The sequence below is a fragment of the Flavobacterium denitrificans DSM 15936 genome, from assembly GCF_000425445.1.
Lineage (GTDB): Bacteria > Bacteroidota > Bacteroidia > Flavobacteriales > Flavobacteriaceae > Flavobacterium > Flavobacterium denitrificans.
Window position 1 is genome coordinate 124,405 of sequence record NZ_KE384378.1, and the last position, 22,310, is coordinate 146,714.

The 22,310-nt window shown below is 35.1% G+C and carries 14 protein-coding genes; 3 read left to right on the forward strand and 11 right to left on the reverse strand.

The window, feature by feature from the left end; translation table 11 throughout:
* The first annotated feature begins 172 nt into the window (after positions 1-172).
* Positions 173-592 carry a hypothetical protein gene (locus tag H600_RS0117175; RefSeq protein ID WP_026729944.1) on the forward strand — a complete coding sequence of 140 codons (420 nt, stop codon included), beginning with the start codon at positions 173-175 and terminating at the stop codon, positions 590-592.
* 95 nt (positions 593-687) lie between these two features.
* Here H600_RS0117175 and H600_RS0117180 read toward each other — a convergent pair whose 3' ends face one another.
* From H600_RS0117180 to rhaT, 8 genes are all read right to left on the reverse strand, one after another.
* Entirely contained in the window at positions 688-1,275 is a 588-nt protein-coding gene (locus H600_RS0117180; RefSeq protein WP_026729945.1) for a LutC/YkgG family protein, read from the reverse strand.
* The gene (locus H600_RS0117185; RefSeq protein WP_026729946.1) at positions 1,265-2,668 is read right to left on the reverse strand and encodes a lactate utilization protein B; all 1,404 of its coding nucleotides are present in this window, start codon (positions 2,666-2,668) and stop codon (positions 1,265-1,267) included. Before H600_RS0117185 ends, H600_RS0117180 begins: the two co-directional genes overlap by 11 nt.
* A 26-nt stretch (positions 2,669-2,694) precedes the next feature.
* Positions 2,695-4,071 (reverse strand): glycoside hydrolase family 28 protein, encoded by a 1,377-nt coding sequence (locus tag H600_RS0117190; RefSeq protein WP_035108767.1) that lies wholly within the window; start codon positions 4,069-4,071, stop codon positions 2,695-2,697.
* Between the two features lie 117 nt (positions 4,072-4,188).
* Complete coding sequence (locus H600_RS0117195; protein ID WP_026729948.1) at positions 4,189-4,926, reverse strand: (Fe-S)-binding protein; 738 nt, start codon at positions 4,924-4,926, stop codon at positions 4,189-4,191.
* A gap of 178 nt (positions 4,927-5,104) precedes the next feature.
* A complete protein-coding gene (locus H600_RS0117200) occupies positions 5,105-6,466 on the reverse strand; it encodes an FGGY-family carbohydrate kinase (protein ID WP_026729949.1) in 1,362 nt (453 codons plus the stop codon).
* 80 nt (positions 6,467-6,546) lie between these two features.
* Entirely contained in the window at positions 6,547-7,821 is a 1,275-nt protein-coding gene (locus tag H600_RS0117205; protein WP_026729950.1) for a sugar isomerase, read from the reverse strand.
* 183 nt (positions 7,822-8,004) lie between these two features.
* Entirely contained in the window at positions 8,005-10,146 is a 2,142-nt protein-coding gene (locus H600_RS0117210; protein WP_026729951.1) for a bifunctional rhamnulose-1-phosphate aldolase/short-chain dehydrogenase, read from the reverse strand.
* 26 nt (positions 10,147-10,172) lie between these two features.
* Entirely contained in the window at positions 10,173-11,243 is a 1,071-nt protein-coding gene (rhaT, locus tag H600_RS0117215; protein ID WP_026729952.1) for an L-rhamnose/proton symporter RhaT, read from the reverse strand.
* A gap of 387 nt (positions 11,244-11,630) precedes the next feature.
* On the opposite strand from rhaT, the gene H600_RS0117220 reads away from it, so the two are divergent.
* Positions 11,631-12,671 carry a GntR family transcriptional regulator gene (locus H600_RS0117220; RefSeq protein WP_026729953.1) on the forward strand — a complete coding sequence of 347 codons (1,041 nt, stop codon included), beginning with the start codon at positions 11,631-11,633 and terminating at the stop codon, positions 12,669-12,671.
* Positions 12,672-12,972: 301 nt separating this feature from the next.
* On the opposite strand, the gene H600_RS0117225 is transcribed toward H600_RS0117220, so the two are convergent.
* The 3 genes from H600_RS0117225 to H600_RS22235 all read right to left on the reverse strand — a co-directional run bounded on the left by H600_RS0117225 (position 12,973) and on the right by H600_RS22235 (position 20,583).
* Positions 12,973-14,760, reverse strand: coding sequence for a rhamnogalacturonan lyase (locus H600_RS0117225; RefSeq protein WP_280648347.1), 1,788 nt, complete (start codon positions 14,758-14,760; stop codon positions 12,973-12,975).
* Between the two features lie 219 nt (positions 14,761-14,979).
* Entirely contained in the window at positions 14,980-17,103 is a 2,124-nt protein-coding gene (locus H600_RS0117230) for a hypothetical protein (RefSeq protein WP_026729955.1), read from the reverse strand.
* Between the two features lie 171 nt (positions 17,104-17,274).
* Positions 17,275-20,583 (reverse strand): DUF4450 domain-containing protein, encoded by a 3,309-nt coding sequence (locus tag H600_RS22235; protein ID WP_245176593.1) that lies wholly within the window; start codon positions 20,581-20,583, stop codon positions 17,275-17,277.
* A gap of 356 nt (positions 20,584-20,939) precedes the next feature.
* Between H600_RS22235 and H600_RS0117240 the strand changes: the two genes are divergently transcribed.
* A complete protein-coding gene (locus H600_RS0117240; RefSeq protein WP_051234461.1) occupies positions 20,940-22,295 on the forward strand; it encodes a rhamnogalacturonan acetylesterase in 1,356 nt (451 codons plus the stop codon).
* Positions 22,296-22,310: the final 15 nt, after the last annotated feature.

Below are 22,310 nucleotides of genomic sequence, written 5' to 3' on the forward strand. Positions count from 1 at the left end.
AAATTGAAAATTAATTTCTCTGAAAAGCATTCAACTGAAAACATTTCAATACTACATTTTAAAATAAAAACACACAATCAGCACATTATTAAATACTTACAAACAAAAACTATTCTCTGAATCAATATTTTTTTTACCTTTAATACATTCCAACAACTTAAAAATAAATATTATGAAGAAAAGATTATTAATTGTCATGGTTTTGTTAGGAACCATTTCGCTTGCAAATGCGCAAAGTGTAGGAGATATTACTAAAGCAGCAAATAAGGCATCTCAAACAGCAGTTCCCGCATTTGATGTTGCCAGTATTTCGAACCAAGTTATGGGCTTGTTGAATCCCAAGTTAAAATTAACCGATGCACAAAAACCTATTGTAAATTCATTGGTAAATGAAACGCTTAATAAAAAGAAAAATCTTTTGCCAACAATGGCTACCAACAAAGCAGGCTACACCTCAAAAATGACTGCTAATAGAGAATCTTTTATTGCCAAAATGAAAAAAAATATAACTCCCGCACAATTTTCAGCATTGACCTCTTTATTGCCAAAATCAGCTTCTTCAGCATCAGCACTGGCACAAATGCTTTATTAAAAACATTACATAAAAAATTGTAAAAAAAAACTGCGCAAAGTCAAAAAATAGACATCTGCGCAGTTTATATTTAAAACTATTCTTAAAATAAAATCCTATCCCAAAATAAAAACCACCAATCCCCTCGCGCCATGCGCACCCAAAACCAACGACTGCTCAATATCAGCCGTTTTTGAAGGTCCAGCGATGAAAGTTCCGAAACCGTAGTCTTGATTTCCTATTTTTTCATACGCTTGATGCATTGTTGGATATATGTTTTCTTTGTTTACAATGATAGCCAAATATTGTGCGATAAAAGGAGAAACACGCTGTCCCAGAATATCATCTGTTACCCAAAGTGCACTGTTTTCAGCAACGCCAAAATGTGCCTTAATAACATTTAATTCAACATTTTTAAGCGAATGCGGATCATCATTTGTCCAATCTAAACTTGCGATTTCAGAAAGTTCAGGAAGTGTTGTAACAATTCGTTTTTCAATGTTATAATGTTCTTTAATATATGAAATCAATTCATCATAATTTGAAACTTCAACAGGATTTCCTCCAATGTTTTTTAGGACTGTTTTGTACGTTTCTAAAACATTAAAGTTTTCAGATCCTAAAACTTTTAAGTCTGGCAAAGCAGTTACAGAACCTGGTTGATTCTGTTTTATTTTATTTAATATATCGGCTTTACTGCTCATTGTTTTTTTCTTTTGCTTCTCTTGAATTTTTCTTGTACCATTCTCTAAATGACTCTTCTGGAACGGCAGGCATTTCGCGCTGATCGTACCATTTGTTCATTTTGTTGTTGACTAAACCTGGAACATTTTTCATTACAAATCGCCCTGATTTTCCTGCAATATTAAAAACCGTTGGATTCGCTAAAACCGTCGCCATTGTTTTCATGGCAATTGTTTTGGCAGTTGGCGTATGTCCTTCTTTTACCAAAACCTGACGCCATTTATATAACTGATCATGTATGTCAATTTTTACCGGACAAACATTGGTACACGAACCGCAAAGCGTACTTGCGAATGGCAAATCGGCATTTTTGCTCATGTCGAGATTTGGAGCCAAAATTGAACCAATTGGCCCTGCAACGGCGTTATGATAACTGTGTCCGCCGCTTCTTCTGTAAACCGGACAGGTATTCATACATGCTCCACAACGAATACATTTCAGCGAATTTCTAAAATCTTCTCTTCCTAATTGCGTGCTTCTGCCGTTATCTACAATTACAATATGAATTTCTTTTCCGTCTCTTGGCTTTTTAAAATGACTTGAAAAAGTGGTAATGGGCTGTCCTGTTGCACTTCTGGCTAATAATCGAAGAAAAACGCCTAAATGTTCACGCTTCGGAATCAGTTTTTCAAATCCCATGCAAGCAATATGAACATCGGCTAGATGTGCGCCCATATCAGCATTACCTTCATTGGTACAAACTACAAATTCACCGGTTTCTGCAATCGCGAAATTAACTCCTGTCAAAGCTGCTTTTCGAGTTAAAAATGTATCACGAAGTTGTTGACGCGCCGATTCGGTTAAATATTGAGGATCGAAATTTCCTTTTTCTGTACCTAAATGTTCATGAAAAGTTTCGCTTACATCTTCTTTTTTAAGGTGAATTGCCGGCAAAACAATATGACTCGGCGGTTCTTTGCGAAGCTGCACAATATATTCTCCTAAATCAGAATCGATAACTTCAACGCCATTTTCAGCTAAATATTCATTTAAATGACATTCTTCTGTAAGCATAGATTTTGATTTCACCATTTGCTTAACATCGTGTTTTACCAAGATAGAATGCACGATTTCATTATGTTCTTTCGCATCGGCTGCCCAATGCACTTTTATGCCGTTTTTTTGAGCGTTTGCTTCAAACTCGATCAAATAATCGTGGATATTAGAAAGCACATTATTTTTGATTTTCGAAGCGGTTTCACGCAATAATTCCCAATCCTGAATCTGATGCGCAGCTTTATCACGTTTTTCACGTACAAACCAAAGTGTCTCATCATGCCAGTCTACACGCTTTCCATCTTTATTAAAACGTGCCGCTGCTTCACTATGCTCTATTATTTTTTTTGAAGACATCTTATATTCTTTAATATCTGAGTAATCTAATATCCGTTTTTATCTGAAAAATTAATTACATTTTCATGAATTGAATTTTTCTCTGAAACTGTATTTGCTGTCACATTTTTCAAGAAAATATTTTCTATTGGAAGTTCTTTCTGACCTTGAATTTTCGAAATAAACTTCACATCAGTAGCTTTTATATTTTCCAGATATATATCTTTTATTGGCGTAAGTCGGCGATGAATTGTTGGCACCAAATTACGCCATTGGTACAAAACATCAGTATCAATGCCTAGAATTCCGGCATCAATTTTTCCTGATGTAATGTTGCTCATATAAATATTCTTTACGAATCCGCCCCGTCTTTCATTTGTTTTGATGAATAAAAGGTGATTCAGTTTCGCTCCATCTACAACATTACAATTGTCAATAAAAACATTTTCTATTCCCCCTGAAAGTTCACTTCCAATTGCCACTAATTGATGTCCATTTTTTACGGTGCAATTGCGCATTACAATATTTTTTGAGGGCGTATTCAAAGTCCAAGCATCTATTCCACAACCCGATTTGATTGCAATTGCGTCATCTCCTTGATCAAAAACGCAATTTTCAATCAATACATTTTGCGACATTTCAGGATCAACACCGTCATTATTATGTCCGTGCGCGTATACCTGAAGATTTCTGATCACAACATCTTTTGATAAAAACGGATGAATCGTCCAAAATGGACTGTTTGTTATTTTAACGCCATCCATCAAAACATTTTGACAACGATTAAATTGAATAAAATGCGGACGCAAATTAGCTGTATCATTTACCATTTGTCTCTCTTCTACAGGTTTCTGATAGGAAGCCAAATAATATAATCTTTTTAGACTTTCCATATGCGCTTTTGGGCGTGCAAACCATTTCGTCCAAACGTCCATTTTCGCTTTCAATTCTCCTTCACCTGTAATGGCAACATTTTTACATTGATAGGCATAAATCAATGGCGAATAATTATAACATTCATAACCTTCCCAAGTTGATCGAACGGCAGGCAGATAATCTTTTGGATCTTCTGAAAAAAGCAAAACCGCACCTTTATTCAAATGCAAATTGACATTGCTTTTAAAATGAATTTTCTTGGTCAGCCACTCTCCTTCCGGAATTACAACAATGCCTCCACCCACTTTATTGGCTTTTGAAATCGCTTTCGAAATCGCTTCAGAAGTTTTTTCTTTATCGCCTTTAACAGCTCCAAAATCAGTAATCAAAAATTCTTTGCATTTACTGAAATCCGGAATTTTTATTGCCGGCATTTCAAAAGGCGCTTTCACCACTACTTCTTTCAGCGTTACAGTAGACGGGTCTTTTTGAAACGATAAAAAAATGATTGAAAGAAATAGAATGGAACAAAGTGCAATTTTTTTCATAATAATATTTTTAAGAAATGGCTCACCGATTTTACGGATTAAACAGATTGACACAGATTATTAAAAATTTTCAACCAGCGCAAACCAGTTTAATCCGTAAGATCCTTGGCCTATGTTCTACACCATTGTATTTAATATCTCGGCAATATGAATCGTTTTAATGTTGCTTTTTTGTCTTTTCAGAATTCCTTCCAAATGCATCAAGCAAGACATGTCGCCGCCAGTAATATAATCTACATTATGGCTTGCGTGATCTTTGATTCGGTCTTGTCCCATTTTTACTGAAACCGCTTCTTCGGTCACACAGAAAGTTCCACCAAAACCGCAACATTCATCTTTTCTAGATAACGAAACCAAATCCAAACCTTTAACTTTAAAAAGCAATTGCTGTGGTTTTGAGAAAAATGGTGCGTTTAATTCGGTCATCTGCGAAAGCTTTAAACCACGTTGTCCGTGACAGCTTTGGTGCATTCCTACTCGGTATGGAAAATTTCCTTCTATTTCATGAATATCTAAAATATCGGTAATAAATTCGGTCAATTCGAAAACTTTTTTGCGCATTTCGGATGCTACAACTTCCAATTTATCATCATGCAAATGATCTTTTACATGTAAAACACAACTTCCCGAAGGACAAACTATATAATCAAATCCGGCAAAATTCGAAATAAAATTAGCATTACAGCCTTTTGTTAAATGTTCGTAACCGCTGTTTGCCATTGGCTGTCCACAACAGGTTTGACCCATTGGAAAATGAACATCACAACCTAATTTTTGTAAAAGTTCATAAGTGGCGATTCCTACTTTTGGGTAAAACTGATCGACATAACACGGTATAAAAAGTCCGATTTTCATTTTTTATTCTTTTATTTTTTGCCCGCAGATTTAGCAGATCAAGCGGATTTATTCTCATTTTTTGTCATTTCAGCCGAAGGGAAACTCGAAATAACAAGCTTACGCTACAAAATTCAGTTTATTAATTTTTAATTGATAATTATCAATTGTCCATTATTAATTGTAAATTATCAATTACTTAATGCTTATAAAACTTCAAATCGATTAAATCATTTTGAATTGGTTTTGGGTTCCAATTGTCATGGATTGCCAGCGCCGCGCCTAATGCACTTGCTTGCGCCATAGAAGCTGCATAAACCTCAATATCCGGGAAAGCTTCCGCTAATAAATTCATGAAAATTGAATTTTTACTGAACCCCCCATCAACAAAAATTTTCTTTACTGGGCTGTTGTGAATAACTAAACGTGTAGAAAAAACTTGTTGTTCAACCAAATCCAGCATCAATTGATGATAGGCAATTTCGTAGCTCTTAAAAGTCGAAAGATCTCTTTTTTGAAACGGGCATTCTTTTAGAATATCAAAATCGTATTTCTTCGGATAAATAATCTGGAAATTCATTGATCTTAAAGTGGCAACGATCTTTTTATCAAAATAAACATCTTTAAAACTGTCAAACGGAACATTAAAATGTGCCGCTAATCTTTTCGCCTGAACTTCGTGCTCGTTGCCTGAAAACAATCGCGCGGCTTTTACCGGTTTTTCGGTATATTGCATATAGCACAAACAATCCTGTTGCAGTTCCTCAAAAGTCAATGGTTTGTTATTGAACGGATTCAGCGAAATGCTCCAGGTTCCTGTTGACAATAATACAAAAGGTTCTGTAAAATTGATCGTATATGGAATAATTGCAGATGAGCTGTCATGCAGGCCAACTCCAATTGCCAAATCGTCTTCATTTTTCAAAACATCTTTTCCAAAATGCAACGGCGGAATTTTCTCTGAAATGCCTTCATTTTGAAGCCATTTATGATATTTCATCTTTTTGAAATTCCACAAATTGGTATGACAGCCAATGCTTGTAATATCGGCGAAAGCTTCATTAGTCAAGAGAAAACTCAAATATTGAGGCAAATGAAGGCAATATTTTACTTTTTCAAAAAGCTCTGGTTTTTCCTCTTTCAACCTGTAAATCTGCATTCCAGAATTTAGGCTTCCTAAAACCGGAGAAGCCGTTTTTACAGCAAATTTCTCTTCGCCTTTATACTTTTCGTAAAACCCTAATTTTAATTCCTCTGGATAATCTTTCAAATAATTATACAGAGGAGTCAAAACTTTTCCGTTTTCGTCAATGTACACAAAACTAGCACCGTATGTACTAAAATTGATCGCCTTTAGAACATAGCTGGTCAATTCTTTTATTTCTGATAATCGATCAAGAATCCAGTTTTTCAGGACATCAATATCTTCACATGGAAAACCATCTTCATCAGTGGTTTCATCAAGATTTACCGATTTTTCCCAAACAATCTTATAGTTTTCGTCAAATAAAAATACCTTTTTGTTTGTTTTACCAATATCAAAAATTGCAACTACATTCATTTTTTTTTAATTGTAAATTGTTAATTATCAATTGTTAATTATGGATTTATAATTTATAATCAACAATTAATAATTTATAATTATAATCCCGTTGCCATTGTTTTTAATCCTCTTTCTCCAATCAAGCTGTTTCTAACTGCAAGAGTACGATACAATTCAACTGGATTTAAAGCTGCGCCAGAACGCAAACGAGCCTCAGCAACTAAAGCGCGGACGTCTGTACGAAAAGCATTTTGAAGAATTTCCTGCGCTTTAACCACATCATTTTCTTCTTGTGCTTGCTCTAAAGCTTTTCTGTCAACTGAAAGCGCTTGCGCATAAGCAATCATAATCGCCTCAACTGACTGCAATAAATCTTCTAAAGGATCTTTGATATTGTGAGAAGCGTCAATCATCCAACCTAAATCTTTGGCATGGTTCATTCCTCTTGCATCCATACCTTCAACCAATTCATTGAAAATCAAGAACAATTGGTATGGTTTCAAAGCACCAGCAGTTAAATCATCGTCGCCGTATTTAGAATCATTGAAGTGGAAACCACCTAATTTATTATCCATCAATAAAATAGAAACAATTTGCTCGATGTTTGCATTTGGCAAATGATGTCCTAAATCAACAAGCGTTTTTGCTTTATCTCCTAATTTTTGAACGTATGAATACGATTGTCCCCAATCGGCAACTGTTGTAGAGTAAAAGTTTGGTTCAGCACATTTGTATTCTAAAAATAATTTCCAGTTTGAAGGCAATGCATCGTAGATTTCTTCTAAACTTTCTAATGTATTTTGGTAGGCTTTTCTGAAGTTTAATTGCCCCGGAAAATTAGACCCGTCAGCTAACCAAACTGTTAATGAATCAGATCCTAATTCAATTCCGTGTTTGATTACTTCAATATTGTGAGCAATTGCTTGTTTGCGAACTGCTTTGTTTACATTTTGCAAAGAACCATATCTGTAAGTATGCTCAGCATTGGCTTGATCTTGAAACGTATTTGAGTTCATTGCATCAAACTTCAATCCGTGTTGTGCAGCAAGCGTTTTGATTGCTTTATAATCTGTTGGAATATCCCACGGAATATGAAGCGAAATTGCGCCAGAAGCATTATTCAATTTGTGAAGCAAACCAACATCTTCAATTTTTTCTTCTAATGAACGAGGTTCACCTCCACCTGCAAAACGCCCAAATCTTGTTCCTCCAGTTCCTAAAGCCCAAGATGGAATTGCGATTTGAAAATCAATTAATTTTTGAATAATCGATTCTGCATTTTCTATTTCTGATGCTGTAAAAGCAAATTTATTTTGGTGTTTTTTTAGCAATCCCTCATTGTGGACTGCAATATTATTTGATTCAATTAACATAGCATTTTATTTTAATAGCGCACAATTTACCACATTATATCGATTGCGCTCTTGGTTAATCTTGATTATTTTTTCTTGTTTTTGCCTTTTAATTTTAAAAAAATCTAACGCTCAGAAAATTCCGAACGTTAGATTACAAAAAACCACCTTTGTTTTAAACAAACTAAAAAAAACTTAAACAATCTATCTGTAAAAGCCCATTCCGACACCGCCATCTACGTTTAGAGCATTTCCTGTAGATTTATCTAATAAACCGCCAACAAAAGCAAAACACGCGTTTGCGATATCATCTGGCAATATAATTTCATTTAATAATGTACGTTTTGCGTAATAAGCAGGTAGTTCTTCAACTGTAATTCCGTATGCTTTTGCGCGTCCTTCAGCCCATCCGCCAGACCAAATATTTGAATCTGAGATTACTGCATCTGGATTTACCGTATTTACACGAATTTTATCAGCTCCTAATTCTGCTGCCATTAAACGTGTTAAATGCGCCTGAGCTGCTTTTGCAGAACCGTATCCAGGATTATTTGGACCCGCAACAACCGCATTTTTAGAAACGATATTTACAATATCGCCGCCAAAACCTTGTTTACGCATTACTTCAATTCCAGCTTTCGAAACAATAAATTGTCCTTTTACCAAAATATCGTACAATCTATCCCATTCTTCTAAAGTGTGCTCAGCAATTGATTTTGAAATACTGATTCCAGCATTGTTCACAATAATATCAGCACCACCAAAAGCAAGACAAGCTTGATCTAGAGCTTTTTCTGTACTATCAGAATCGGTAACATTTAATAATGTACTAGAAACTGCATCCTTTCCAAATAATTTCACAAACTCTGCAGTAGCCGATTCTAAACGCTCTTCGTTGATATCGTTGATTACAACGCAAGCACCTTCTTGAGCAAATTTCTTCGCGATAGCTTTACCAATTCCGCCAGCAGAACCTGTAATTACAGCTACTCTTCCTGACAATGCTTTTGGTTTTGGCATACGCTGTAATTTAGCTTCTTCCAATAACCAATATTCGATATCAAATGCTTCTTGGTGAGGCAATGACGTATATTCTGAAACTGCTTCAGCACCTTTCATTACGTTTACCGCATTGATATAATATTCTGACGCTAAACGCGCCATTGTTTTATCTTTTGCAAAAGTGAACATTCCCACTCCAGGATATAAAATCACAACCGGATTTGGGTCACGCATTGCTGGTGAATTTGATTTTTTACATGCATTGTAATAGTCTTTGTACATTGCACGATATGCTTCAAATGCAGGCGTTAATTTTGCTTTAATTGCATCAACATCAGATAAATCTTCGTTTGGATCTAATTCTAAAACCAGCGGACTGATTTTAGTTCTTAAAAAGTGATCTGGACAAGAAGTTCCAAGTGGCGCTAATTTTGAAAGATCATTAGAATTAATGAATTCCAAAACTCTTGCATCATCTGTATAATGTCCAATCATTTGGCGCTCTGATGAACAGAAACCTCTTAAGATTGGAGCTACTTTTGCCGCTTTCAGTTTACGATCTGCTTCTGGAAGACTGTCGATTTTTTTACCTCCAAAAACTGGACGTTTTTTTCCGTAATTGCTTTCAAGATATTCAGCACATTTCTCGATTACTTCCAGCGTATTGATATAACTTTCGTATGCAGTATCGCCCCAAGTGAATAAACCATGAGAACCTAACATAATACCACGAAGTTTTTTTCCTTTCTTTTCAGCTTCTTCCAAACAGCTTCTTAATTGAAGACCAAGGTCAAAACCAGGACGTTGCCATCCAACCCACCCGATTTCTCCATCGAATAATTCTTCTGTAATTTGTTTTCCATCTTTCGCAGCAGCGATTGCAATTGCCGCGTCTGGATGCAAGTGATCGATGTGCTTGAAAGGCAAGAAACCGTGCAAAGGCGTATCGATTGAAGGCGCTTTTGAAGCCAAATCAAAAATACAGTGGTTGAATAATTCTACCATTTCATCTTCAAACTCGATTCCTCTGTATACATTTTCAAGATTGCGTAATCTGTCTAAATAAAGTGCTGCACATCCTGATTTTGTCAAAGTTCCTATGTCTCCACCAGAACCTTTGATCCACATAACTTCAGAGCTTTCGCCCGTTAATGGATCTTTATCTGTAATTTTTACAGAAGTGTTTCCACCTCCATAGTTTGTCAATCTTAAATCGGCTCCAAGTAAATTAGAGCGATAAATAAAAAGCGCTACTTCATCCCCAGCTAATTCTTTTGCTTTAGCGTCATCCCAAAGATAGCTTACGTGCTTAAAATTCATATTAGTTGTATTTATATTCGACATTTGGTTGTTTTGATTTTAGTTGATTTTTATAATGAATTCCCGATTCCTACTACAACAATCGAAAGCATGATTAATCCAATTCCCCACATAAAAGTTCTCATTGTTTTTTTAGAAACTCCTGTCCATTCTTTCAGATAGAATCCCCAGAAATTAGCCGTCAAAATAATAGTTGACATGTGCAAAATCCATGAACTTGCCCCATTTCCTAATTTGCTTTCTCCCATACCATAAAAGAAAAACTGCAAAAACCACATTGTTCCCGCTATTGCTGAAAACAAAACATTTTTAGCAATTGGCGTACTTGTATTTGTATAATCTGAAAAAGTTTTGTTTTTGAAATTAAGATAGATACACCAGATAAAATTGGTAGTTAATCCACCCCACAGTATAATGATGTAACTTACATTGTTTTGGAACAGGAATTCTCCTTGATTAGGGTTTGCTAATTTCCAAGCCTCGTTTGCAACATCTGCCATTGGCTTTGCCGCTTCGATTCCGAAATTAAAAAACGAACTCAAAATACCTGATATTATGGCAATAATCAGTCCTTTTACCAAATTAAAATCCTTGTCTTTATCTTCATGACCCGTTGCAAAATCCTTTTCTTTCAGCATTCCAGCTTTACCTAAAATAGCAATACCAAGAATACAGATTAAAACTCCAGCCAAAACCATTTGTCCGCCAGAATTCGCAAACATATCGCTGATTGATTCTTTGCCTTCTACTGCATTGAAGTGATAATAAATTGGCGGAATTAAAGCGCCAAAAGCAGAACAAAATCCTAAAGTGATTGAGTTTCCTAATGACATTCCTAAGTAACGAACACCAAGACCGTAAGTAAGTCCTCCTACTCCCCAAATCAATCCCATAGTAAATGCTAATGCTTTAACTTGTGGTGCAGCTGTAGCGATAATTTCAGTAAAATTCGGAATAGTCAAATAAGCAGCAATTGGCGGCACAATCAGCCAAGAGAAAAAACCTCCTATAAGCCAATAGCTTTCCCAAGCCCAATTTTTAACTTTTTTGAATGGCATATAAAAACTGCCCGAAGAGAAACCTCCAATAGAGTGAAAAATAATACCGAGTAATGATTCCATTAATTAAATTTAGTTTGTGGTTATTGATAGTTAATCTGGTTTTGTAAAATAAGAGAATGTAAAAAAGAAAACTGTCCTGTACTATCCTTTATGGTTTTACTAAATATGTTAAAACCCAATAAAAATGGAAAGAAGAATGGTTTTTAAGTAGAAAAATAAATTTAAAATTTCTATTTTAGCAATCGATTTCGTAATTATTATATCCTCAACCATTAATAAATAGTGAAATCTCAAAAATTATAAAATAAGCCTTATTTAATTTTGAGTATTTTGTGAGAAAAGTTACAAATAAGCCAATTTGTAAGCTTTAAACCGAAAATTTTCTGTACAATTTATAATTCAAAATTATGCTCCATAAGTAATCGCCATAATCAACAAAACCACAAAATGATTAAACTTATCAAAATAGACGAAGATTCAAGGGTTCCAAAATATAAACAGATTGTAGATTCAATTTTGCAGAATATTGCCAACGGAAATTTGAAAATAAACCAGAAAATCCCTTCGATAAACAGCTTCAGCGAGGAATTTTATATGTCTCGTGACACTGTTGAAAAGGCATATAACATCTTAAAAGAGCGAAAAATCATTTCTTCTATTAGAGGAAAAGGCTACTATATTACTCGCACTAAACTTGAATCGAAGGTAAATGTGCTTTTTTTGTTCAACAAATTAAGCGCTTATAAAATGAAGACTTATAGTTCTTTCATTAATACCGTGGGCGCAAACGCACATACAGATCTTCATATTTATCACTGCGACGAAACTTTATTTTTGAATTTGTTGGACAAATTTGAAGGTGCGTACGATTATTATGTAATCACAACGCATTTTAAAACAGATGAGTTAAAACATTTAAGTTTTACTGATGAAGTTGTAAAAGCAATTGAACGCATTCCGAAAGAAAAATTAGTCATTATGGACAATATTAAATTGGGGATGGAAGGTGAAATCATCAAGATTTATCAGGATTTTGAAAATGATATCTATAATGCTTTAAAAGAAGGCCTGTCGAAAATCAGCAAATACAAAAGACTTATTTTAATTTATCCTGAAAAAGCAGTTTATCCTTATCCGAGAAGAATTTTGCACGGTTTCAGAAAATTTTGTGTCGAACACGAAATCAATTTTGAGATTCTTAGCGAAGTCTATGACGATATGATTCTAAAAAAAGGCGATTTGTTTATCACTATTGAAGAATCAGACTTGGTGAATTTAATGAAACAGATTCGCGATGAAGAATTTATCTTAGGAAAAGAAATCGGTGTAATCTCCTATAATGATACACCGCTTAAAGAATTATTAGGCATTACCACGATGTCAACCGACTTCAATGTAATGGGCGAAACCGCTGCCCGAATGATTTTGAATAAAGAAAAAGGAGAATTCAAAGTACCTTTTAATTTTATTGATCGAAATTCTATTTAGAAGTAACAAAGATACAAAGTAGCAAAGGTGCAAAGTTTTTTTAGATTATACGTTTTAATCTCCCAAAGGCGCCAAGTCGCAAAGTTTTAGTTTAAAATATTAATTGCCTCCAGCTTTAGCTGGAGGTTTCATAAAGTCAATTTTGAATGGCTTTAGCCAAAAAAATGTATTTTGGCTAAAGCCATTTTTGCAAATACATAATTTCATCCAGCTAAAGCTGGACGCAATTCATAAAAACCTTTGCGACTTGGCGTCTTTGCGAGATTATAAAATTTAGAACCTTTGCTTCTTTGTCACTTTGTTACTTTGAAGCTTTAGCCAAAATTATACTCGGTTTCGGTGCTGGTTTCATATCTTTTCCCATGTAAAAACTAGTATGTGGAGGCTGATTATAACCAATATTCTGCCAGGCAATACTCAATCTATATTGAGGATCATGCATTAAAGTATATTGACGGACATCAGTTGGAATTGTAGTCGAGTAAATTCGAAGCTCTTTATTATCTTCTGATCTTAAAATCAATTCCTCACGCCAATCTCCTAGAATATCAGCAGAAAGTCCTGGAGTCTTTTTAGTTCCGTTGTTTGAAACAGCTCCAGTTGCGGTGAACAATCTTCCTTTATTGTATTTATCGATATAATTTGAATCCAAAAGCTCTCGCGAAGTATCACCGTCCCAGTAAATCAAGAAATTAACTGAGCTTGGCGCTTTCCCAACAATTTTTCCTTTCATATCATACAAATCCGGAGAACCAGCCCACCAAAATTGCGCACCTTTCAACGTCGGATCAATATTATCTGCAACACCTCTCCCGACATCTTCATTTAGAGAACCTGTAAATAAAACTTTTCCATCTGCTGCTGCAAAAACTGCAACACCCGGACCAGTCGTACCATTTTCAATTTCATGGATTCCAAAAACTTCTAACCCCGGAAGATCTGGATCTAAATCGGAAACGTGAATAGCATCACCATGCCTAAAACCAGTTGTGTACAAACCTTTTCCATTATCATCTACACACATCGAACCATAAATAATTTCATCTTTTCCATCATTATCAACATCTGTAACAGTAAGATTATGATTTCCCATTCCAGAATATGGATTTTCAGAATCTTTACTATCAAAAACCCATCTTGAAGTCAGCTTTTTATCTTTAAAATCCCATGCTGCCAAAACGATTCTTCCATAATAACCACGACACATGACAACACTTGGATGAACGCCATCTAAATAAGCTACACAAGCCAAGAAACGATCCATACGATTTCCTTTTGTATCATTTCCACCACTTCCACCATGTCCGCCCCATCCGGCTAAATCACCACGTTCAGCAATATAATCAACAGTGGTAAGCAGCTTTCCTGTTCTTCCGTCAAAAACAGAAAGATATTCTGGGCCTTTTAAAATTTTACCATAAGTCCCTGAATTTGGGTCACGATCTACCCAGTCTTTTGTAGCATCGCCAACAACATTGTTTTGACTGTCGGTTGTTCCATCAGCGGTTTTGCAAACCAATTCTGCAATGCCATCACCATCCAAGTCATACACCATGAATTGCGTATAATGGGCACCTTCGCGAATGTTCTTTCCTAAATTAATCTGCCACAAAAATTTTCCTTCTAAAGTATAAGCTTGAAATATTGGCGGATCTGTAATTCCGGTATGCGAATTGTCATGTGCTTTTCCGGTCATATGAACAATCAAATCGTATTTTCCGTCGCCATCCAAATCGCCAACCGAAAGATCATTTGCCGTATAACCTTCAATTTGTTTTAATTGAATCGCCAAATAATCTTTATCAGGACTTGAGGCTGGAATCGTAAAACTTCCTTTTGCATCTGATTCTTTTCCTTTTAAAACTGTCTTTACAAACCAAGTATTTTCTTCTTGCGAACTTGCTTTTGTATCCACAAAATTTGTTGCTCCAGAAATGGGTTTGTCATTTAGTTTAATGGCTTTTTGAGAACCAGTTTTTCTGTATAAATTAAAAGCTAGATTATCAGAATCAGTTCCTAGAACACGCCAGCCAATAAAAAACTGGCCATTATTTTTTACGGCAATAACACCTCTATCGAGATTTTCCATTTGCCTTTGACTGAATATATTTAGGCTTAAGAAAAGCAGTATTACTACAAAGTTTTTATTATTTTTCATATTGCATTTTAAAATGTGAGTATGTTGTTTTTTAATCTCGCAAAGTCGCGAAGACGCAAAGAAAAATTAAAATGAAACTTTGCGACTCTGCGTCTTTGCGAGACTAAATAAATCCGCTTTATCAGTAAAATCTGCGAGAAACCAAAAAAATCAAAACATCTTTTTAAATCCTTCGCTTTGTACTTTCCAAGTTCCATCTTTTGGAAACCCCGGATTTTGTTCTGTCGATCCGTCCCAACCTGCGCACATCATCGCTACAGCCGTCAACAAACCTCCATTTCCTGGAAGATATAGTGTCAATCTTTCGGCTTGATAATTATGTCCGTTCTTCAAATAGGTATTTGTCGTTACATTCATAAACAAGGCATCTATAGCTTTTTCTGGCATTTGCAAACGTGCGGCCGTCATAGCCGTCATTGGAAAATCCCAGCCCCATGTTTTATCCCAAGACCATGTTTTCCAAACCAAATCAAAAGTGTTTTTCATGATTTTTTTATCCAATAAAGAAGTTTCAGGAAGCATTCCGAAAGTTCCTAAAACGGATGGATGATCCGTTTTAAATTCTGGATTGGTATAAGAATCTGTTGCGCTTTCTGTAGCCAAATAAACATCTCCAGAAACGGGAAGTTTAGATAATTTAGCCAAAACCGTTTCCCACTTTTCTGGTACTTTTTGGTTCAATCCATGCTTCCATGAAATTGCTGTTTTCAATGCCCAATTCCAATATGCCAATTCATAAGTTGGGTTAAAAGTCTCCATTGCCTTAAAACGTTCTTGTGCTGGAATAACGCCTGGGCCTAAAACATAACGATCGTTTTTAGCATCATAATTAGCAAACGAAGCCATAAAATCAGCGGTTGCAAAAACGCGTTCACTGTATAACTTCAAGGTCGCAGCTGTTGGTTTTGCACGATAAATCAAATCGGCATAGGTGATGAAATGCGGTTGTTGCCAAATCAAAAATGCACCTACAGACGATGGGCTTTCATTTCCTTCAGGATCAGTCATTTTTTGCCATCTTGCTCCTTCAAATCCTTGTCTTTTGGCTATTTTTTTAGCTGTGTCAAAAACTTTCTGATACCACGGAAGACTTTTCTCTAACAATTCTGGTCTATCCCAAAGTGCAAAATGAACGCCATGCCACCAATGCATTTCTAAGTGCGGTTTTCCGTACCAACTATTATACGTCAATCCGGTTTCCTGAGGTGGCACTTTTCCGGTACATTGCAGTTTTGTCAAGTATTGTGAAAGAATCACTCTTCGTTCTAATTCTCTAGCTCTCGGATCTGTACTACCTGAGAAATCAACCGCTGCACCGCTTAACCAAAATTGTTCCCAACCTTTTATACTGCTATTTTCTATCTCTGTAAAAGTAGAATTTGTCACTTTATTAGTTGCCAAAGCAAAAAGACAACTCAATTCTAACGTGTTACTATTTGAAGCTTCAACAACAAAATAATGATCTCCTGCCTTTTTAATTTGAGCATTTCCTTTCCAAGCCAAATCAACATTGTACGAAATACTATCCATCACATGAGTCACAACCGCTTCCGATTTTGATTTTTGTTTTAATGTACTTGTATAATTTTGCTTTCCTTCATATTTAGTACCATAATCAGCCCAATCGCCTGTTGGAAACGGAATTCTTAAACTAATTTTTAATCTTTTTTGTTGTAATAAATCTGATTTTACTTTTACACCAATCGCATCTTTCTGCTGATGCGAAGCGGTCACAACGGTAACTGGAGTTCCTTCAACTTCAAAATAACTTTCGATTTCGCCAGTCCATAAATTCAATTTTTGAGCAATTGATTTTAGGTCTGATGATTTCGCCAAGCTTCCATCTTTTTTTGTGATTTCAAAACCTAAATTTCCCAACTGCAATAAATGCGGATTTTGTCTGAACCAATTAATAGCGTCAACTTTTCTCTTTGGTTCTTTAATTTGAACCGTATACGAAACATTTCTGCCATATTGCTGATAGTCTTTCAAGGTTTCAGAAAACTTAAAATTCTCCGTATTTTTATAACTGTCCCAGCCCCAATCTGATTGAGTTCCTAGCGGAATTCCGTGTTGATATTCTTTTGGGAAACTCTGCAATCCAGTCGCATCAACAGTAAATGCAAAAGTTCCGTTTCCAACAGTTAAAGAAGCTAAAGTATCTATAGCTGAAATTTCAACATTATGACGATTTACTAATGCTTTTCGATCAATTTTTTGAGCGGACAACAACGTCGAAAATAGAATTGCAATGATTAAAAGTTGTTTTTTCATTTGGTTATTTTTTGGTTTCAGGTTTCAGGTTTCAGGTTTCAGGTTTCAGGTTTCAGGTTTCAGGTTTCAGGTTCTCGAGAACTTTGTCAAAGTTTTGAACTTTGACAAAGTTTCACGTCCGAGAAATTATCAAATTGACACATTTTCTAATTATCTCATTCTCTAATTATCTCATTCTCTAATTAAAGTAACACTCATCAAACCAATCACCACATCATTAGCAATTGTTTTCAAAGTCAAACTTTTTAATGTTTTATTTTTATCCAAAGGCAAATCCAGAATGGTTCCTGCACCGCCGTCAACGCCATAATTTGTAAAGCCTTTTATAGTTGTAAAATCTTTAAAATCTCTCGAAATTTCTCCGGTTTTCAAATAAACTCTTTGCGGTTTCGGGGCATCGGTTGTAAAAGCTTTTCCATCAATAAAATAATCCTGCTCGATTGGCCACCAATTTTCCGGGTTTTTCAATGCCAAAATTTCAGAAGTTCCATCGCTGTAATTTACTGTAATTTCTCCGTTTGTGATTCGGCTTTGCATTGGGTTTGTCGTTCCTGCCAGCATAAAATAAGCATGCGAAGCTTTTCCGTTTAACGGAATATCAATGCTTTTCGGATAATTATCCCACATCGAAGTAAAGATGATATTCTTCTGATTTTCTTCAGATGGCGTTTTAAACGGAATCCCATTTGGTGTTTTGATTTCTCCAGTTTGTTTGGCTTTTTCACGCAAACCTTTATCATCAATTTTCACTGAAATATTTGGATAACACCAATTTCCAATTCCTTGTTTTGGAAGCTGTAAAGTCACCGTTTTCGGTCTTGGAGACAAATATTCGTTTGTGAAAATGTCTGTAACTTTTGCATTGAAATAATTAGAAAGCGAAATGGTTTCTGCTCGTTGTGATTTTTCCAAAGGCAAATCCCAATTTGTAGATATCAGATTTGGATTTTCTTTTGGTTTTAAACTAAATTCAATTGGTTTCCACCAAGAAAAATCGCCTTGTTTTAATTGAATGAAAAAGGTTTTATTTCCCTCGCCATTTACAGTTGAATTGAAAGTTTTAGCTGTTTTTTCGATTTTACGCAAAACACCTTGAGGATCATAAACGGAAATAATTTCTCCTTTATCAATCAAAATATCTAAAGCATCCCCAGAATTATAGGAAGGTTTGATAAACATTGAGATAAAGGTTTCTCCTTTCCAATTCACAACAATATCATATTTTTCATTAAAAGGAACTTCAATACTAATTTTAGGACTTCCAATACTTTCTTCAATTGATTTCCAGCTTACCGTTTTTCCATTCACATTAATATTTTCGATTGCGTCGAAAGGAGCATTCAAAATCAATTTTAAATTCATTTTTGTTCCAAAATGATTTTCAATGCGATAGGAATCCTGTTTATTTTTTCTGTTAAAAGCAATTGAAATATCTGGAACTTCTAAAGAAGCCTCATTCCAATATGAAGGAAAACCAGGCTGAATCGTCAAAACTTCAGCAATTGCATCTGGTTGAATACCGAAAAGCCCTTCTACCAAAGTTCGAGACGCCATCCCGATTGGGTCTGCAAAATCACGATACAATTCGCCACGCATCGCATCTTGATACAAAAGCTGTTCAAAACCACCCGGCGACGCGCCTAAATACATACTTTCGATCAAAGCACTTTCCCACATTTTAAATGCTTTTTCCGATTGTCCGCCTTGCCAAAAAGCCAATGAAGTATGCAATTGTTCGGCCAAAGCTACATTATTGATTGACCATGTATAAGGTTGCCAGTTTGTTGTGCTAATTACATATAGATCTTTTTTACTCAAGCCTTCGGCAGAAATTGGAATATGCGGAATTTGATTATTCACATAACCTAACATTTGATAACTCTCAAAAGGATTTGAAACTTCCGAATCAATACTATGATAAATGCTCCAAATTCCCGGAGAATCGTGCAATAATCGGTTTCCTAAAGCATCTTTATATTCTGCAAAAATTCCTTTTTTAGAAATCCAAAGTTGCTCTTTTGAAGCTTTTAAAATTTTCTCCGCTTCTTTTTCATAAGGCGTCGAATCCTTGCCGATTTTTTTAGCCAATTCAGCCACCGTTTTATTTGCATAATAATTATAAGCCGATGAATGAATTACTGCTCCACCACTATATTGCAAAGCATCGCTCGCCCAAATTGTCGCATAAGCATCATAAAGTCCGTCATTATCTGGATCAAAATTTCTTTTTTCCCAATTCAAATGTCGTTCAATTGTAGGCCACATTTCTTTTAAAAAAGCAAGATCTCCCGTCCATTTAAAATGACGCAACATCTGATCAATAAAAACCAAATTCATATCATAATGATGTGCCACAGTATTTTTATTTGGATTTCGGCTGATGTAACCGCTACTGAACATTGAAGTTCCAAGTTCTTCTTTTTGACGTGCCAGATTTCTTTCTTCATCAAAAACAATTGGACCATTTGCAGGAGACGTTACTTGAGAATTGCTATAACTTGCAAAATGCGTTTTTGCTCTGTCGTGCCATCCAAGCGGGTCTGCCGTATATGCGCCACGCCATGCATTTAGGTACATTCTCCACGCAATTGCGCCATGAAGATACGCTGGGTTTTCCCAAATTCCGTCAGAAGCAATTGCAAGTGCGAAACCTAAATTATTGATATAAGGATCTGGGGTTTTAACTTTAACTCTGTTCGCCAAAATTTGTGTTTCTTGCACTGATTTTTCATAAAGCTGTGCAACCTCTTTTTGTGAAACAGCCGTTTTTACTTCTTCGGTAGAAAAATACCAATAAATAGCTTTTTCAGAAATACTGCTTGTTTTACCTGAAATAACAGGCAAATTTTCTGCGCTTGAATTATACAATTCTAAAGGCGAATTTTGATTTTTTGCATTTGCTAAAAGCACTTTCGATTCAGGAAAAAAACCAGATAAACTTTTATTGTTACCTGTTTTTTGCTTATTGCTTTCAGAACCATATTCCAATGAAAAAGACTGTTTTTGTAGCGTGTATTTATTACCGAGACAATAATCTGGCTGTAAATAAAATACCGATTCCGGATCAGCGCCAATATCACCGTCGCGACTAAATTTCTTTCCGGTTGCACCTCCGAATGCCCAAATAATATTCACATTTTTAGAAACCGAGTTTCCATAAATTTTTACAATAAAGCCTTCCCTTTCTTTTAAAGCGACAACATCAACAAACAGTTTTCCTTTTCCTAAAATCGCATCTTCAATTGTATAATGCATCGTTCCTAAAACATATCTCGTATCAATTTTAGAAGCTTCGGTAATCCATTTGCTTTCTTTTCCGTTTGCAATTCCGAGTTTGAGATTTCCTCCCATTCCCGGCAAGTACATAGCAAATTCAGGCAAATCACCTGTTTCAACTCTAAATCCGGTATTCGAACCATATAAAGCACGATTGAATTTTCGAGTTCCATTTTTTAAAACAAAAGCATTTTCTTCTGGCATATAATGCAGTTTGCGTACTTCTTTATTTTGTCCAAAAACTGGAACAAAACATAAAAAAAGTAAACTTAAAAATGTCTTGAAAAAATATTCTTTTGTCTTCATAAAGGCGTAAAAAATGACTGAATCTAAATAAGAATTAAATAAAATTAAAATCGCTTTTTTTTATCAATTCAATAATAATGATGCAATTTCTTTGTTTTTTTGTGGTATACTATCCTGTACCTTCCTGATTTACGAAATATAAAAAGTATATTAATTTTTAGCGTTTTTAAATTCTTTTTAACATCATAGTACAGGATACTATATCAAAAATGAACCGTTAAGTTTGAAAATAAAAAAATTAAAATCTCAAAAAATTGGTAAAAATCAGTACTTTCTTATCGATGGTTATTTGTTTGGCAATTCCGACTCAATTCTTTGCCATGCCTTCAAGCATTTCTTTAAATAATGCTGTTTGTTCTTCGGCTATAAATAAAAATGAATCACAGCTTTTTATTTTTGGAACTTCGACAAAAGATAAAAAAAACACTCTAATAAACAATGCATTAATTTACTCTCAAACAAAAGGTTACGGGTTTGATTTCAACTCGGCTTCGAATGTAAAAATCAACTCAAATAATTTTTCAATTACAAATCCAGCATACTTTTCAGTTGCCGTTCCTGAAGGAAATTATCAAGTTGAAGTTACTATCGGAAGTGCCGAAAAAGATTCAAAAGTGACGATAAAAGCAGAATCGAGACGATTAATGTTAAATGAATTTGTTGTAAAAGAAGGACAAAAAACAATACAGACTTTTAATGTAAATGTCCGAAATGTAAAAATCGACGATCAAACCAATATCAGTTTAAAGGACAGAGAAAAAGAAATTTTAAACTGGGACAATAAATTGACGCTTGAATTTCTAGGCGAAGCTTCGATTCAAAGCATCAAAATAACTAAAAAAGATAATTTGACTGTTGTTTATTTAGCTGGAGATTCAACTGTTACGGATCAAGATGTGGAACCTTGGGCATCTTGGGGACAGTTCATTACGAATTATTTTGATTCAAATGTTGTAGTTGCAAATTATGCTTATTCGGGTTCATCTTTGAGTTCGTTCAAAGGAGCAAATCGTTTGAAAAAAATACTTTCAGAAATCAAAAAAGGCGATTATTTATTTGTAGAATTTGGCCACAATGACGAAAAAATAAAAGGCGAAGGCAATGGCGCTTTTGGGTCTTATTCTACTTTATTGACTGAGTTTGTAAATTCGGCTAAAGAAAAAGGTGCAATTCCAGTTTTGGTTACGCCAACACAAAGAAGATTTTTCAATGAAAATGGAACTTTAAAAGAAACACACGGTGATTTTCCTGCTGCGATGCGTGATGTTGCCAAAAAAAATAATATCGCTTTAATTGACGTTACCAAAATGACGACTACTTTGTATCAAACATGGGGTGACGAACCTTCGAGAAAAGCATTTGTACAATATCCAGCCAATACATTTCCGGGACAAACAAAAGCATTGGATGATAATACGCATTTTAATAGTTTTGGCGCCAATGAAATTGCGCTTTGCGTGCTTACCGGAATTCGAGAACTTGATATTCCGTTAAAAAAACAAATCAAAAAAGAAACACCAGATTACAATCCGAATAAACCAAACTTCATTTCGAGTTGGACGCTTCCAATGAGTGCGCGATTTGAAATTGTTAAACCAGATGGTAATTAACCATCAAAGAATTAC

Bases quoted from the DNA above. Each gene is read 5' to 3' on its own strand.
- H600_RS0117175 (WP_026729944.1), top strand. From the start codon at position 173: ATGAAGAAAAGATTATTAATTGTCATGGTTTTGTTAGGAACCATTTCG.
- H600_RS0117180 (WP_026729945.1), bottom strand. From the start codon at position 1,275: ATGAGCAGTAAAGCCGATATATTAAATAAAATAAAACAGAATCAACCA.
- H600_RS0117185 (WP_026729946.1), bottom strand. From the start codon at position 2,668: ATGTCTTCAAAAAAAATAATAGAGCATAGTGAAGCAGCGGCACGTTTT.
- H600_RS0117190 (WP_035108767.1), bottom strand. From the start codon at position 4,071: ATGAAAAAAATTGCACTTTGTTCCATTCTATTTCTTTCAATCATTTTT.
- H600_RS0117195 (WP_026729948.1), bottom strand. From the start codon at position 4,926: ATGAAAATCGGACTTTTTATACCGTGTTATGTCGATCAGTTTTACCCA.
- H600_RS0117200 (WP_026729949.1), bottom strand. From the start codon at position 6,466: ATGAATGTAGTTGCAATTTTTGATATTGGTAAAACAAACAAAAAGGTA.
- H600_RS0117205 (WP_026729950.1), bottom strand. From the start codon at position 7,821: ATGTTAATTGAATCAAATAATATTGCAGTCCACAATGAGGGATTGCTA.
- H600_RS0117210 (WP_026729951.1), bottom strand. From the start codon at position 10,146: ATGTCGAATATAAATACAACTAATATGAATTTTAAGCACGTAAGCTAT.
- rhaT (WP_026729952.1), bottom strand. From the start codon at position 11,243: ATGGAATCATTACTCGGTATTATTTTTCACTCTATTGGAGGTTTCTCT.
- H600_RS0117220 (WP_026729953.1), top strand. From the start codon at position 11,631: ATGATTAAACTTATCAAAATAGACGAAGATTCAAGGGTTCCAAAATAT.
- H600_RS0117225 (WP_280648347.1), bottom strand. From the start codon at position 14,760: ATGGAAAATCTCGATAGAGGTGTTATTGCCGTAAAAAATAATGGCCAG.
- H600_RS0117230 (WP_026729955.1), bottom strand. From the start codon at position 17,103: ATGAAAAAACAACTTTTAATCATTGCAATTCTATTTTCGACGTTGTTG.
- H600_RS22235 (WP_245176593.1), bottom strand. From the start codon at position 20,583: ATGCCAGAAGAAAATGCTTTTGTTTTAAAAAATGGAACTCGAAAATTC.